Consider the following 14,854-nt stretch of genomic DNA (forward strand, 5'->3'; position numbering starts at 1 on the left):
TCAGGCCCGGTCCCATTGGGCGAGGTGCAGCAGCACGCCCGACGGGTCCCAGACGTAGGTCACGCACGCGCCGTACGGTTCCTGCTTCGGCGCGGACACGCGGGCCCCAGGAAAGCGGCCCGTGCCGATGAGCTGCGAAACGTCTGCAAAACACTGGGCCGCGTCCTGCACGGAAATGTGCAGCATGCAGTTGTCCGCCCATTCCTTCTCGTAGTAGCGCTGCAGGTAGAACCCCACCCCGCCCAGATGGAACAGGGCCAAGTCTTCGTCCGACCATTCCAGGGTGCAGCCCAGGGCCGCGTAGAACGCCTTGGACAGCGCGAAGTCCTGGGCCGGGAGGAAAGAGCGCACATCATGGGCGCGCAGGTCGATCATGCCGTTTCCTAGCTGAACAGGCGCCGCGCCAGCGCGGAGCCGGCCGAGAGTTCGCGGCTGTCCAGCTTGTCGTACAGCTGCTCAAGATCGGCGGCGATGGGCTCCATGGTCATGGCAGGCAGCGGCGTACCGTTCTGGTCGCACAGCACGCCGTCCATGGCCTCGCCGAGCGCGGCCGCCACCTCGCGCAGGCGCGCAAAGGGCTGCTGCGAGCGGTGGACCTGGGCTACGTCCAGGCTCAGCACGATGTCGCGCACGGCGGACTGCTCGGGGTCGTCGGACATGGCGGCCTGCGCGTCATAGGTCAGCGTGAGCACGGGCGGCAGGCCCGGCCCCTGCGCCGGCAGCACCAGCCGGCCCGGAATGGCGCCGGCGACGAGACCCAGGCGTGCGGCGTTCTGCTGCACGTAGCCGGGGCTCCAGGCCGCGTGGCGCGCGCGCAGTACGAAGGTGAGCTGCGCATCGTGCTCGCTGGCGAACTGGTCCAGCTCGCGCGCGCGGGCCACCTCGTGCAGCATGTCGGGAAAGTCGGGCGCGGCATTGATCGCGTCGGCGAAGCCCTGGGCCTTCATGACGAATTCGGAGAACTCGATCTCATTGAGCGCACCCAGGCGGTTGGCCAGTTGCACGCCCGCCTGGAACTGCAGGTAACGCTGGCCGGGCTGGGGGGTTTCCCACTGCTGCGCGGCGTCGTTGAAGCCCTCCACCGCGAACGGCTTGCTGCCCGCGCGGCGCGTGGGCGGCAGCGCGGCCAGGGCCGCATCGCCCGAAACCTGCTGCTCGGCCACGATGGGGGCGATGGCGTCGATCAGCGGATCCAGGCCGCCGCGGCGCTCGGCCGTGGGCACGGGCAGGTCCAGCGCATCACGCAGATCCACGGCGTGGCCGTCAAAGCCGGGCTCGGCCTCGCCTTCGGCGCCGCTCCCGACAAGCCCCGCGCCGGTGAGCCCCGCGCCGGTAAGCACCGCGCCATCAAAGGCGGGCTCATGGCGCGCCACCGGCTCCTGCGTGGGATCGGCCTCGGCCGGTCGCGGGCGCTTGGGCGCGTTGCGGTGGGTTGTCCAGGCGTTGTAGGCGACGACGACGATCAGCACGAGCGCGCCGGCGATGATGAGACCAAGTTGGAAGTTGCTCATGGTGAATACGGGGTCAGGCCTCGGCCATGGACAGCGCGGACTCCATGTCCACGGCCACGATGCGCGACACGCCCTGCTCCTGCATGGTGACGCCGATCAGTTGCTCGGCCATCTCCATGGCGATCTTGTTGTGGCTGATGAAGAGGAACTGCGTTCCCTTGGACATGCTGGACACCAGCTTGGCATACCGCTCGGTGTTGGCATCATCCAGCGGTGCGTCCACTTCGTCCAGCAGGCAGAACGGAGCGGGGTTGAGCTGGAAGATGGCGAACACCAGCGCGATCGCGGTGAGTGCTTTCTCGCCGCCCGACAGCAGGTGGATGGTCTGGTTCTTCTTGCCCGGCGGCTGGGCCATGACCTGCACGCCGGAGTCGAGTATCTCGTCACCCGTCATGATGAGCTTGGCCTGGCCGCCGCCGAACAGTTCGGGGAACATGCGGCCGAAGTGCCCGTTGACGGTCTCGAAGGTGCCCGACAGCAGGGTGCGCGTCTCGCCGTCGATCTTGCGGATGGCGTCCTCCAGCGTGGTCATGGCCAGCGTCAGGTCTTCGGTCTGCGCGTCCAGGAAGCCCTTGCGCTCGCGCGCGAGCTGCAGCTCCTCCAGCGCGGCCAGGTTCACCGCGCCCAGCGCCGTGATCTCGCGGTGCAGGCGGTCGATCTCGCCCTGCAACCCCGCCATGCGCACGCCACCGTCCTGGATGGAGCGCTCCACCGCCGCCAGGTCGGCCTGCGCGTCCGCCAGCAGCGTGCTGTACTGCTCCAGGCCCAGGCGCGCCGCCTGCTCCTTGAGCTGGAACTCCGTGATGCGTGCGCGCAGGGGCTCCAGCGTACGCTCGTTCTGCATGCGCAGTTCGTCGCTGGCGCGCAGCCGCGCCGTCAGGTCGTCGTACTGGCTGCGCTGGGCGGCCAGGTCTTTTTCGCGCTCGATCTTCAGGTCCAGCGCCTGTTGCAGGCCGCCCTGGGCGGCGGCATCGGACAGGCGCGAAAGCTCGTCCTGCGCGCGCTGGCGCTCATCGTGCAACGCGCGTGCCTGCGTGGCCGCAGTGTCGATGGTGCGTGCCAGCTCGGCACGGCGGGCCTGCAGGCTGCGCTGGGAGAACTGGGCCTCCTGCGCCTGGCGCTCCAGCGCGCGCTGCTGCTCACGGCATTCGGCCAGGCGGCGCTCGGCCTCGATCACACGGTCGCCCAGCTGGGCGTGGCGCTCCTGGCTGTCGGCCAGTTGCATGTCCAGTTCTTCAAAACGCGCCTCCGCGGTGACGCGGCGCTCCTGCAGGTCGCCCAACTGCACCTCGACCTCGGACAGGTCAGCGCCAATCTGCTCGCTGCGCGCCCGGGTCTGCTCGGCCAGTTGTGACAGGCGCAGGGTCTCGACCTGCAGCTCGTGCGCGCGGCCTTGGGCCTCGCTGGCCTCGCGGCGCGCGGCCACCAGGCGCTGCGCCGCGTCGGCGTACAGGCTCTCGGCACGCACCAGCGCCGTGCGCGCCTCCTCGGCGATCAATGCCTGGGCACGCAGCTCCTTCTCCAGGTGTTCGATCTCCTGCGCCCGGGCCAGCAGGCCGGACTGCTCGGAGTCCTGCGCATAAAAACTCACGCTGTGCGCGCCCACGGCATGGCCGGCTGCCACATAGATGGCCTCGCCCGGCTGCAACTGCGCGCGGCGGTTCAGCGCATCGTCCAGCGTCTGCGCGGTGTAGCAGCCCTGCAGCCAGTCCACGAGCACGGCGTGCAGCCCGGCGTCGTGCACGCGCAGCAGATCCGACAAGCGCGATGAACCAGCGGGGGTTTCGGGCGCGGGCGCAGACGGCGCGCTGTAGAAAGCCAGCCGCGCCGGAGGCGCATCCTGCCCGCCCGCGCCCAGGAAGCCGCGCACCATGTCCAGCCGGCCCACGGGCAGCGCGGCCAGGCGCTCGCGCAGCGCTGCCTCCAGCGCGTTCTCCCAGCCGGGTTCGATGTGGATGCGGCTCCACAGTCCCTGCAGCCCTTCCAACCCGTGCTTGGCCAGCCAGGGCTGGAGCTTGCCGTCCACCTTGACCTTCTCCTGCAAGGCCTTGAGCGCTTCCAGCCGCGCGGACAGGTCGGCCTGCCGGGCCGTTTCCTGGTTCACGACCTGCTGGCGCGCGCGGCGGTCCTCGTCGAGCTGGGGCACGCTGTCCTGCAGCTCGGCCAGGCGCGCCTCGGCCATCTCGGCGCCCTCCTCGGCCTGCTGCAACTGCTGGTGCAGGTTGGCCAGGCGCGCCTCGTCGGGCGCAGCCAGGGCATTGCGGTCGGTGCGCAGACGCTCCAGGCGCGCCTCCAACTGGCGGCTTTGCTCGTCCAGGCTGCGCTGCTCGGCCGCCAGCACCTGGATCTGCTGCTGCACCTGCACCACGGCGGCGCGCTGCTCGTCACTGCGCTGCTGGCTCTGGCGCAGGGCGTCTTCCAGTTCGGGCAGGCGTGTCGCCTGCTCCTCGACCTGTGCGGCCAGGACCTCGGCCTGCTCCTCGGCATTCATGCCGGCGCCTTCGATGCCTTCGACTTCGGCTTCAGCCTCTTCCTTGCGCGCGGACCACTGGGCGATCTGCTCGGCCAGTTGCACCAGGCGTTGCTCCACGCGCTGACGGCCCTCGACCACGTAGCGGATCTCGGCTTCCAGCTTGCCGACCTCGGCCGTGGCCTCATAGAGGCGCCCCTGTGCCTGGTTGACCTTGTCGCCCGCCTCGTAGTGCGCCTGGCGGATGGTCTCCAGGTCGGCCTCCACATGGCGCAGGTCGGCCATGCGCGACTCCAGGTCGTTCACGGCGGCCAGGCCCTCGGTGCGCACGCGGGCCTGTTCGCTTTCCGCCTCGGTGCGCTTCAGGAACCACAGCTGGTGCTGCTTGAGGGTCACGTCCTGCTGCAGCGCGTTGTAGCGCGCGGCCACCTCGGCCTGCTTTTCCAGCTTGTCGAGGTTGGCATGGAGTTCGCGCAGGATGTCCTCCACCCGCGTGAGGTTCTCCCGCGTGTCGGACAGGCGATTCTCGGTCTCGCGCCGGCGCTCTTTGTACTTGGACACGCCCGCGGCTTCTTCAAGGAACAGGCGCAGTTCCTCGGGGCGACTTTCAATGATGCGGCTGATCGTGCCCTGGCCGATGATGGCGTAGGCGCGCGGGCCCAGGCCCGTGCCCAGGAACACGTCCTGCACGTCGCGGCGACGCACCGGCTGGTTGTTGATGAAGTAGCTGCTGGTGCCGTCGCGCGTGAGTACGCGCTTGACGGCAATCTCGGTGAACTGGTTCCACTGCCCGCCCGCGCGGTGGTCGCTGTTGTCGAACGTCAGCTCCACGCTGGAACGGCTGGCCGGCTTGCGGCTGGTGGTGCCGTTGAAGATCACGTCCTGCATGCTCTCGCCGCGCAGCTCGCTGGCCTTGCTCTCGCCCAGCACCCAGCGCACGGCATCCATGATGTTGGACTTGCCGCAACCGTTGGGGCCCACCACGCCCACGAGTTGCCCCGGCAGCATGAAGTTGGTGGGCTCGGCAAACGACTTGAAGCCGGCGAGTTTGATCGAGTTAAGACGCACGGGTCAGGCGTTGGACAGGGCGGTTCGCAGGTGCAGGAAAGACCGGAATCATACCGTGGCGCTCGCGTCGGCCCCATGCCCAGCCGGGCATCCTTCGATTGCAAGCAAAAATGGCCTCTAGCGCTTACCCAGCAAGCGCCAGCAGCTATTCTTACGAGAGCATCCTACGGCAGCTCAGCCCCCACGCGGGGCAAAGGCAATGATGGCCATGCCGCACAGCGTGACGGCCACGCCCAGCCAGTCCCATGGGCCGGGGCGCACGCCGTCCACCGTCCACAGCCAGACCAGCGCCACGGCCACATACACGCCGCCGTAGGCCGCGTACACACGCCCTGTGGCCGCCGGATGCAGCGTGAGCAGCCAGGCAAACAGCGCCAGGCTGGCGGCCGCCGGCACCAGCAGCCAGGCGCTGCGCCCCTGGCGCAACCACAACCAGGGCAGATAGCAACCGACGATTTCCGCCACGGCAGTGAGCAGGAACAGGGCCAGGGTCTTGAAGGGCAGCATGCGTGAATGCGTGATGGAAAAGAAGGCCGCAGCGATCAGACGCCGGCCCGCTTCAGCACCAAGGCCTCGAACGCCGCGGCCTGCAGCGGTGGGCTGAGCAGATAGCCCTGCCAGGCATGGCAGCCGTTGCGCTCCAGAAAGGCGCGCTGCGCCTCGGTCTCAACGCCCTCGGCCACCACCCGCAGGCCCAGGCTGGTGCCCAGGGCGACGATCGTGCGTGCGATCACGGCATCGTTGGGGTCGGTGAGCACGTCGCGCACGAAGCTCTTGTCGATCTTCAGCTCGTGCAGGGGCAGGCGCTTGAGGTAGGCCAGCGACGAGTAGCCCGTGCCGAAGTCGTCCAGCGAGAAGCCCACGCCGTAGCCACGCAACTGCACCATCTTGGCGATGGTGTCCTCCACGTCCTGCAGCAGCATGCCCTCGGTCAGTTCCAGCCGCAGGCGGCGCGCGTCGGCGCCCGAGGCGGCCAGCGCCTCCAGCACCTGGGGCACGAAGCTACCCTCGTGGAACTGGCGCGGGCTCACGTTCACCGCGACGGTGAGCTCACCCAGCACGGGGTGCGCGCTCCACTGCGCCAGCTGTGCGCAGGCGCTGCGCATCACCCACTCGCCCACGCGCAGGATCAGTCCGCTTTCTTCCGCCAAGGGAATGAATTCCGCTGGCGAGATGAAGCCCCTGTCCGGATGGCGCCAGCGTACCAGCGCCTCGGCGCCCGTGATGCGGCCCTGGTCCACCTTGGGCTGGTAGAACAGTTCTAACTGTCCCGCATCCAGTCCGGCGCGCAGGTCCGCCTCCAGCGCCGCGCGTTCGGACACGGCAGCCTGCATCTGTGGATCAAAAAAGCGCAGCGTATCGCGCCCGGCGGCCTTGGCCTCGTACATGGCAAGGTCGCTGCGCTTGAGCAGCTCGTCCGCCGATTCGCGCACCCCGCGGAAGATGGCGATGCCCACGCTGAGCGCCGTGTGGTGCTGCTGACCGTCGATGTCGAAGGGCGCGCGAATGGCCGCCAGGATCGTCTGGCCCATTTCCTCGGCGCGGTTGGCGGCCTCCTGCGGGTCGGCGCCCAGGTCCTTGAGCACCACGACGAACTCGTCGCCGCCGTGGCGCGCCAAGGTTTCGTCCTCGGGCACGCAGTCGCGCAACCGCCGGGCCACCTCGCGCAGCAGGCGGTCACCCATGTCCGGACCTTGTGTCTCGTTGATGGTCTTGAAGTTGTCCAGGTCCAGCATCATCACCGCGCCGCACAGCTGGTGGCGGGCGCTCATGGCCAGCGCCTGCTCCAGGCGGTCCAGCAGCAGGCGGCGGTTGGGCAGGCCGGTGAGCGGATCGTTGTAGGCCAGGTAGCGCACCTCTTCCTCGGCCGCCTTGCGCTGGCTCTGGTCCACCATGGTGACGATGTGCGAGTCGCCCAGGATCATGCCGGACAGCTCGACCGCGCGGCGCACGCCCGACTTGGCGGTGATCACGCATTCCACGGTACGGATGGCACCGTCGGGGTTCTTCAGCGCCGCCGTGCATGCGGCGTGCCATGCCTCGCGCGCATGCTCGCGTTGGTGTGCGTCGGGCATTACCAGGCGCCACCAGGTGTCCACGTCGGGCGCCTCGCGTATGTCGTAGCCGCAGATCTGGACATGACGGTCGTTGCGGAACACGATCTTGCCGTCCTGCACCTGGTTCACGCCCACGGGCATGTGGTTCAGGATGTTGCGCAGGTGCTCCTCGCTCTGGCGCAGCACCTGCTCCATGTGCTTGCGTTTGCTGATGTCCTGCACCACCGCAAGGTGGTGTTCGGGCTGGCCTTCCAGGCGCAGCGGCGAGACCATGAGGTCCACCCACACCTCGCTGCCGTCCTTGCGGCGGTAGCGCTTTTCCATGCGGTATTCGCTCAGCTCACCGGCCAGCATCCGCTGCAATTGCTCCAGGTCCGCGGCCAGGTCGCTGGGCTCGCTGAAGTCCTGAAAGCGCATCTGCTGCAGTTCCTGCGCGCTGTAGCCCAGCAGGTCGCAGAACTTCTGGTTCATGCGCACCAGGCGGCCGGTGCGCGAGTCGGTCTGGGCGATGCCCACCGCGGCCTGGTTGAACACGGCGCGCAGGCGCGCCTCGCTTTCGCGCAAGGCCGTATCGGTCTCCTTGGCATGGTCCAGTGCCTGCGACCTCCGCAGCACCAGCATCGATACCAGCGCGGTGAGCAGTGCGGTCACCACCAGACCACCCGAGCCCAGCAGCCAGGGCAGGCGCGACTCCTGCGGCGAGAGGAACGGCACGACGGGCTGGAACTGCAGGCTCCAGCGCCTTCCGCCTACGCGCACGCTTTGCTCATATTCCATGGCAGAGGTGCCGACGCGCGTCTCCGATTCAAAGAGGGATTGCGGAGGAGCAGGCTCCTCGCTGTTGAAGGGGCCCACGTCCGCCATGCGCAGCGCCAGGCCCTGCATGTTGCCCGCGGTGTGCACGGCATGCACGATGTCGTAGATGCGCAGGCTCACGCCCACCGCCCCCAGAAAGCGCGCCGGCCCCGCCTGTCCGGCCGCCGGCTCGGCAAACACCGGCATGCGGATGATGACGCCCGTGCGGTGCTCGGTTTCCTGGTGCAGCTCGAACGGCGCGGAGGCGACCAGCCCGCCGGTGTCGCGCGCACGGCGCATGGCTTCGAGGTTGGCTGGCTGGGAATGGATCTCCAACCCTTGCACGCTGCTGTTGCCCCCCTGCGGCCAGAGGTAGTCCACCACGAAATAGTCGGGCAATACGGCCTGTGGATGGATGGCGAAATCCCGCGGCAGGTCGCCGTCCAGATGCGGGTCGGAGCGCGCCTGCTCTTCGAAGGCCGCCCGCCGGGGGCCGGGCACGTACCGCGTAAAGTTGATGTTCTTCACGCCGGGGTGGTAATGCCGCAGATCCAGCTCACGCGCCACGCGCTCGAAGTCGGCGCGCCGCAGCTGCGGATTCACCGTCAGCAGGCCGCGCATGCCCTGCAGCAAATCCGCGTGGGATTCCATGCGCCGCTGCAGCGTCTCGGCGAACAGCCGGGCCTCCTGCTCGAAACGCACCCGCGCGATGGCCTGCATGGAGGACTGCTGCTGGTGGTACAGCGCGTAGCTTGCCGCGCAACCGGCCAACGCCACGGCCGCTCCGGGGAGCCAGTGCCAGGGGAACGAGCGCTGTGCGTGGGATGTCGGCATGCGGGGCAGATGGACAAGGAGGACAACGGCTGATAGGCCGCCGCCGCGCCGCAGAGCATAGCGGCATTTACCGGTGCGGGGGCAACAGGCACCGCCAACGTCTGCTGCGACCGCGGGGCCGCGGCGCCTGCGCAATTCCCCACGCCGGCGTCGCCAGCCGTCGGCCCGTACCATGGCCGCATCAGGAGTGCCCGCCATCGTGTTGTTTTGGTTGTTCGAAAATCGTGTCCCCCCGTACCCTGCGGCCGAGCCGACCGTGCCGCCCGCCGGGTTCCTCGCCTTCGTGTGGGCCAGCACGCGCGGCCTGCGCGGCTATGTCGGGGCCATGGCCGCCCTGTCTGCCGTGGTGGCCATCTACGAGGCGCTGCTGTTTGCCGTGCTGGGACGGGTGGTGGACTGGATCGCCGCCACTGCGCCCGAGCGCTTCTGGGCTGAGCGCGGCACGCTGCTCGCCGGGGTGGCTGCGGTGCTGGTCGCCAGCATTGGCATAGTGGCGCTGCAGACCACCGTGCGCCACCAGGTGCTGGCCATCAACTTCCCGCTGCGCCTGCGCTGGAACTTCCACCGGCTGATGCTGGGCCAAAGCATGGCGTTCTATGCGGACGAGTTCGCGGGCCGCATCACCACCAAGATCATGCAGACCGCGCTGGCCGTGCGCGACATGATCTTTACCACCTGCGACGTAGTGATCGGCATGGGTGTCTACCTGGTCACCATCCTGGCACTGGCGGGCGGCTTTGAATGGCGGCTGCTGCTGCCCTTTCTTGCGTGGGCGCTGTGCTACGCGGCCGCGTGCTGGTACTTCGTGCCACGCCTGGGCCAGGTGAGCAAGGCCCAGGCCGACGCGCGCTCCGTCATGACCGGCCGCGTGACGGACGCTTACACCAACATCGCCACGGTGAAGCTGTTCTCGCACACGCGGCGCGAGGCCGAGTTTGCCCGCGCGGCGATGGACGCGTTCAAGACCACGGGCTACGCACAGATGCGGCTGGTCAGCCGCTTCGAGATCGTGAACCACGCCCTGGTGGTGGGCATGATCCTCGGTGCCTGCGGCACGGCGCTATGGCTGTGGTCACGGGGCGAGGTAGGCGCCGGCGCGGTGGCCGCGGTGACCGCCATGGCACTGCGCGTTTCGGGCCACGCCCATTGGGTGATGTGGGAGATGACCACGCTGTTCGAGAGCGTGGGCACCATCCAGGACGGCATCAACACCCTCACCCGCCCCCGCACGGTGGTGGATGCGCCCGATGCCCGCCCGCTGCAGGTCACGCGTGGCGAGGTGCAGTTTGAGAACGTGCGCTTCGGCTACCGCGACGGCGCGGCAGTGATCGACGGGCTGAACCTCACCATCCGCCCAGGCGAGCGCATCGGGCTGATCGGCCGCTCCGGCGCGGGCAAATCCACGCTGGTCAACCTGCTGCTGCGCTTTCATGACGTGCAGGGCGGACGCATTCTGGTGGACGGGCAGGACATCGCCCACGTCACGCAGGACAGCCTGCGCCAAGCGATCGGCATGGTCACGCAGGACACTTCGCTGCTGCACCGATCGATGCGCGACAACATCCTGTACGGCCGCCCCGATGCCTCCGAGGAAGACATGCGCCTGGCTGCCGAACGCGCCGAGGCCGCGCAATTCATCGACGAGCTGACCGACCTGCAGGGCCGCCGCGGCTACGACGCCCAGGTGGGCGAGCGCGGCGTCAAGCTTTCGGGCGGGCAGCGCCAGCGCGTGGCGATCGCGCGCGTGATGCTCAAGGACGCCCCGATCCTGCTGCTGGACGAGGCCACCAGCGCGCTGGACTCCGAGGTGGAGGCGGCCATCCAGCAGAGCCTGGACGGACTGATGCGGGGCAAGACGGTGATCGCCATCGCGCACCGCCTGTCCACCATCGCCGCCATGGACCGGCTCATCGTGCTGGACACCGGCCGCATCGTCGAGGAAGGCACGCACGCACAGCTGCTGGCGCAAGGGGGTGTCTATGCGCGGCTGTGGACGCACCAGAGCGGCGGCTTCATGGGACAGGACCCGGACGAGGCCTGAGCGATACAGGATCGGCCGCGCACGATCATGGCAATCGAGACAGAAATAGGCCTCCAAGGCAATACTGACAAGCGCCAACAGCTCTTATAACAATAGCACAAGAGACTGAAGAGTCCCGGTTCAGCTCTGCTCCTCTGGGCCCAGGGGATGGGGGCGCGGCGGCTCGTGCGGCGGCAACTGCAGGAACAGCGCCGTGGCCGCCAGCGTCAGCACCCCCATGCAGGCAAACGTGGCGCGAAACGCGTGGAGCGTGTCCTGCGCATCTGCGGCGCCAAAGTAGCCCTGGAAGCTCGCCAGCACCGCCCCGGCAGCCGCCACCCCCATGCCCATGGCCAACATCTGCACCATGGACAGCAGGCTGTTGCCGCTGCTGGCATGACCCGTGTCCAGGTCCTTGAGCGTGACCGTGTTCATGGCCGAGAACTGCATGGAGTTCACGCCGCCAAACGCCGCCAGCTGCACCATCAGCAGCCACGGGGGCTGGCCGGGCGTGATCAGGCAAAAGCTGGCGATGAGCAACGCCAGCGCGCAGGTATTGACCACCAGCACCTCGCGATAGCCCCAGCGCCGCACCATGAAGGTGACCGCAGGTTTCACGGCCATGCTGCCCAGCACCGTGGGCAGCATCATCATGCCCGCCTGCATGGGTGCGTAGCCCAGGCTGACCTGCAGCACCAGCGGGATCATGAAGGGCATGCACGAGCTGCCCAGCCGCGAAAACAGGTTGCCCAGCAGCCCCACACGCAGCGTGCGCACCGAGAACAACCCCGGCACAAACAGCGGCGCATCGCTGCGCAGCGCATGCAGCCAGTAGGCCGCCAGGCTGGCCAGGCCAAAGATCATCATCACCAGCGACGACGCGCTGCGCGCACCGCCGCCGGCCATGCCCTCCACCGCCAGCGACACGGCCGCCATGCCAAAGGCCAGCAGGCCATAGCCCATGGCGTCGAACCCACGCACGGCCAGCACCTCTCCCGCCGCCATGAAGCGCCGCGCGGCCATCAAGCCCACCAGCCCCACGGGCACATTGACCCAGAAGATCCAATGCCACGAGGCGTACTCCACCATCCAACCGCCCAGGGTCGGCCCGATCAGCGGCCCCACCAGCCCGGGAATCGCGACGAAGCTCATGGCGCGGATGAACTCGTCGCGCGGAAACGCCCGCAGCACCGCCAGCCGCCCCACGGGCAGCAGCAGCGCACCGCCCAGCCCCTGGACCACGCGCGCGCCCACCAGCAGCGGCAGCGTGGACGACAGCGCGCACAACACCGAGCCGAGCACGAACAACGCGATCGCCGACATGAACACCCGCCGCGTGCCGAAACGGTCCGCCAGCCAGCCCGACGCCGGAATCAGCACGGCCATGGCCAGCGAATACGCCACGATCACCGAGTGCATCTGCAGCGGGCTTTCGCCCAGGTCGCGCGCCATGGCCGGCAAGGCCGTGTTGACGATGGTGGCGTCCAGCGTCTGCATGAAGAAGCCCAGGGCGACCAGCCACAGCAGCGGCTGGCGCGAAGTGGGGGAAACAGGTCCACGCGTCATGAAATCGCCCATGGCGGGCTCAGAAAAGAAGGCCAAAGTGTGCCATTGGGTTTATTTTGCGGACTGATGCGCTGGTCATGTCCGTAGAAACAGTGTTGGGCCCTGTCCACCAAACATGAACCGCTATCAAAGTAGAAGCATTTTCCCGAGATGGTGAGAGGCCGGCCTGCGAAAGGCACTTCACCCCATCACCGGGCAAAACCCAGCAAGACGTTGCCTATCGCCGCGGGCACGTTCATGAAAATCTATGTAAATCAACTATTTACTATCACTTGTCGGCAGATTTCCCGTCATGCCGTGGTACCCTCGCGCCCCATGTTTCGTCGGTTGTGCCTGCTGCTGCTGCTTTGCTCGAATGCCTACGCCGCTCCCTCCCCCGAGGTAGAGCGGGCAGCCGCCACCCCTGCAGCCAGCATTGACCGCAGCCTGCTCGTCCAGTTGCAGGACGTTCAGCACAACGTGGCAGACCGCACCTCCTCCCTGATTTCCACCGCTATGGGCTTCATCGGCGTGCCATACCGCCGGGGTGGCAGCAGTGCCGAGACGGGTTTTGATTGCAGCGGCTTCGTGCGCGCCATCTACGAGCAGGCCAAGGGCATGGTGCTTCCACGCCGCGCCAACGAGCAGGCCGCCGCCACCGAAGTCATCGACAAAAAAGACCTGCAGCCCGGCGACCTGGTGTTCTTCAACACCATGCGCCGCGCGTTCAGCCACGTAGGCATCTACGTGGGCGACGGCAAGTTCATCCATGCCCCGCGCTCCGGTGCGCAGGTGCGCGTGGAAGACATGGGCGCTTCCTACTGGCAGCGGCGCTTCAACGGTGCACGGCGCGTGACGACGGACGAAGACGCCGCCGCCATGGCCATTTCCGCTCGCGCTCCGGCCGCCAACTGAGACCGAGGCCGGCACCCTGTCCGGCACTGCTCTAGTAATTGCGGTAAGTAGCTACGCACCGGGCCAGCGTTTTCAGTGCCTGCACATGGGGTGACGGTGTGCAAGCCACACAGGTGTCCTTCCAGCCATGACCACACCCACTACGCGCTTTTGGCTCATGAAATCGGAGCCCGACGAGTGCTCCATTGACGATGCATTGGGCGCTCCGGGCGCCACCGTGCCCTGGACCGGCGTGCGCAATTACCAGGCGCGCAACTTCATGCGCGACGAGATGCAGGTGGGGGATGGCGTGCTCTTCTACCACTCAAGCTGCCCTGCACCCGGTATCGCCGGCATTGCACGCATAGCCTCGGGCGTACGCCCCGATCCCACACAGTTCGACCCTGAATCCCCTTACTACGACCCCAAGTCACCCCTTGAGAAACCCCGGTGGCTGCTGCGGGACGTGCAAGCCGTGCGCAAGACACGGCTCATTGGCCTGGCGGAACTGCGCGCCTATCCCGAATTAGCGTCGATGCGCGTACTGCAGCGAGGCAACCGGTTGTCGATCACGCCGCTGCAGCCGCAGGAGTGGACCTTCATCACGCAGGTGCTCGCGGCAGACTAGCGGGCCGCGCGGGTGTCCCCGCCACGCATCAACAGGCTTGAGGCGGGAGGACTGAAGGCGGGGAAAGGGAATCCCGCCAGAAACCCAACCTTCATCAACCCGCCCCCTTGGCGCGCAGCAGCGCTACCAGCTCCGGCACCAGCGCCTGCGGCCCACCCTCGGCAACGGCGGCGGCAAAGGTGTCGTGCACGGCCTGGGCAATGCCATCGGCCGCGCCGCCGTCGTGCGCCATGGCGGTGTAGTAGCCCATGTCCTTGAGCGCGTTGGACATGAAGAAGCGCAGCCCGGAGGGGTCCTGCTGCAGCAGGTAGGGCCGCAGGCGCTCCAGCGCCACGCCGCCGCCGCCGCCCTTGGCGAGAACATCCAGGAACACCTGCGGCGCCACGTCGGCCGCCAACGCGCACGCGGCAGCCTCCGCGATCAGCGCCACGCTGCCCAGCGACACATAGTTGTGCAGCAGCTTCATGCGGTGGCCACTGCCCACGGCACCGGTATGCGTGATGTTCTCGGCAAAGCACTGCAGCACCGGGCGCACTTCGTCGAGCAGCGCGGCCTCGCCGCCCACCAGCAGGTTCAGCCGGCCCTCGGCGGCCTCCTTGGGGGTGCGGGTCATCGGCGCATCCAGGAACCGCCCGCCGGCCGCCGCCACGGCGCGGGCGACGGATTCGGTGGACGAGGGAATGGCCGTGGAGCAGTCGATCACCACGGTGCCGGGCTGCATGGCGGCCAAGGCGCCCTCCTCGCCCAGCAGCACCGCCTCTACCTGGGGCGATCCCGTCACGCACAGGATGAGCACCTGCACCTGTCGCATCAGTTCATGCACCGATGCGGCGCTGGCCACGCCTTGGGCGCGCAATGCATCCAGGGGCTGGTTGCCAGGGTGCTCCAGCACCGTCAGCGCATAGCCCTTGCGGGCGATATTCATGGCAATGCCGTGGCCCATCAGGCCTACGCCGATCAGTCCGATGCGAGGGGTGTTCATGTGCTGCGTTTCAACCGGTGGGTGGGAAGCGATGTCCACCGCATTGTGGC

At 68.0% G+C, this 14,854-nt stretch carries 10 protein-coding genes; 3 read left to right on the forward strand and 7 right to left on the reverse strand.

The features are described from left to right. The 5 genes from AC1PPL_RS01845 to AC1PPL_RS01865 form a co-directional block, all read right to left on the reverse strand. The gene (locus AC1PPL_RS01845; RefSeq protein ID WP_123676301.1) at window positions 1–375 is read right to left on the reverse strand and encodes a VOC family protein; all 375 of its coding nucleotides are present in this window, start codon (window positions 373–375) and stop codon (window positions 1–3) included. A gap of 8 nt (window positions 376–383) precedes the next feature. Next, window positions 384–1,511: a cell division protein FtsZ gene (locus AC1PPL_RS01850; protein ID WP_287953673.1), complete on the reverse strand. Its 1,128-nt coding sequence runs from the start codon at window positions 1,509–1,511 to the stop codon at window positions 384–386. Between the two features lie 13 nt (window positions 1,512–1,524). Continuing rightward, complete coding sequence (smc, locus tag AC1PPL_RS01855; protein ID WP_479972478.1) at window positions 1,525–5,049, reverse strand: chromosome segregation protein SMC; 3,525 nt, start codon at window positions 5,047–5,049, stop codon at window positions 1,525–1,527. Window positions 5,050–5,223: 174 nt separating this feature from the next. Beyond that, window positions 5,224–5,556, reverse strand: a complete 333-nt coding sequence (locus AC1PPL_RS01860; RefSeq protein ID WP_011805330.1) for a YnfA family protein — start codon at window positions 5,554–5,556, stop codon at window positions 5,224–5,226. Between the two features lie 35 nt (window positions 5,557–5,591). Continuing rightward, the gene (locus AC1PPL_RS01865; RefSeq protein ID WP_287740869.1) at window positions 5,592–8,735 is read right to left on the reverse strand and encodes a bifunctional diguanylate cyclase/phosphodiesterase; all 3,144 of its coding nucleotides are present in this window, start codon (window positions 8,733–8,735) and stop codon (window positions 5,592–5,594) included. 172 nt (window positions 8,736–8,907) lie between these two features. Here AC1PPL_RS01865 and AC1PPL_RS01870 point away from each other — a divergent pair, with 172 nt between their 5' ends. Further along, window positions 8,908–10,776: an ABC transporter ATP-binding protein gene (locus tag AC1PPL_RS01870; protein WP_479972479.1), complete on the forward strand. Its 1,869-nt coding sequence runs from the start codon at window positions 8,908–8,910 to the stop codon at window positions 10,774–10,776. Between the two features lie 120 nt (window positions 10,777–10,896). Here AC1PPL_RS01870 and mdtD read toward each other — a convergent pair whose 3' ends face one another. After that, complete coding sequence (gene mdtD, locus AC1PPL_RS01875) at window positions 10,897–12,333, reverse strand: multidrug transporter subunit MdtD (protein WP_479972480.1); 1,437 nt, start codon at window positions 12,331–12,333, stop codon at window positions 10,897–10,899. Window positions 12,334–12,636: 303 nt separating this feature from the next. Between mdtD and AC1PPL_RS01880 the strand changes: the two genes are divergently transcribed. After that, window positions 12,637–13,215 carry a C40 family peptidase gene (locus tag AC1PPL_RS01880; protein ID WP_135148604.1) on the forward strand — a complete coding sequence of 193 codons (579 nt, stop codon included), beginning with the start codon at window positions 12,637–12,639 and terminating at the stop codon, window positions 13,213–13,215. 127 nt (window positions 13,216–13,342) lie between these two features. After that, entirely contained in the window at window positions 13,343–13,822 is a 480-nt protein-coding gene (locus AC1PPL_RS01885; RefSeq protein ID WP_479972481.1) for an EVE domain-containing protein, read from the forward strand. Window positions 13,823–13,916: 94 nt separating this feature from the next. On the opposite strand, the gene AC1PPL_RS01890 is transcribed toward AC1PPL_RS01885, so the two are convergent. After that, the gene (locus tag AC1PPL_RS01890) at window positions 13,917–14,837 is read right to left on the reverse strand and encodes an NAD(P)-dependent oxidoreductase (protein WP_479972594.1); all 921 of its coding nucleotides are present in this window, start codon (window positions 14,835–14,837) and stop codon (window positions 13,917–13,919) included. Window positions 14,838–14,854: the final 17 nt, after the last annotated feature.

Source organism: Diaphorobacter sp. B2A2W2 (assembly GCF_056730635.1).

What these genes read in the sequence shown, in the direction of transcription:
- AC1PPL_RS01845 (WP_123676301.1), bottom strand. Translation starts at nt 375, where the DNA reads ATGATCGACCTGCGCGCCCATGATGTGCGCTCTTTCCTCCCGGCCCAG.
- AC1PPL_RS01850 (WP_287953673.1), bottom strand. Translation starts at nt 1,511, where the DNA reads ATGAGCAACTTCCAACTTGGTCTCATCATCGCCGGCGCGCTCGTGCTG.
- AC1PPL_RS01860 (WP_011805330.1), bottom strand. Translation starts at nt 5,556, where the DNA reads ATGCTGCCCTTCAAGACCCTGGCCCTGTTCCTGCTCACTGCCGTGGCG.
- AC1PPL_RS01865 (WP_287740869.1), bottom strand. Translation starts at nt 8,735, where the DNA reads ATGCCGACATCCCACGCACAGCGCTCGTTCCCCTGGCACTGGCTCCCC.
- AC1PPL_RS01870 (WP_479972479.1), top strand. Translation starts at nt 8,908, where the DNA reads ATGGCCGCATCAGGAGTGCCCGCCATCGTGTTGTTTTGGTTGTTCGAA.
- mdtD (WP_479972480.1), bottom strand. Translation starts at nt 12,333, where the DNA reads ATGGGCGATTTCATGACGCGTGGACCTGTTTCCCCCACTTCGCGCCAG.
- AC1PPL_RS01880 (WP_135148604.1), top strand. Translation starts at nt 12,637, where the DNA reads ATGTTTCGTCGGTTGTGCCTGCTGCTGCTGCTTTGCTCGAATGCCTAC.
- AC1PPL_RS01885 (WP_479972481.1), top strand. Translation starts at nt 13,343, where the DNA reads ATGACCACACCCACTACGCGCTTTTGGCTCATGAAATCGGAGCCCGAC.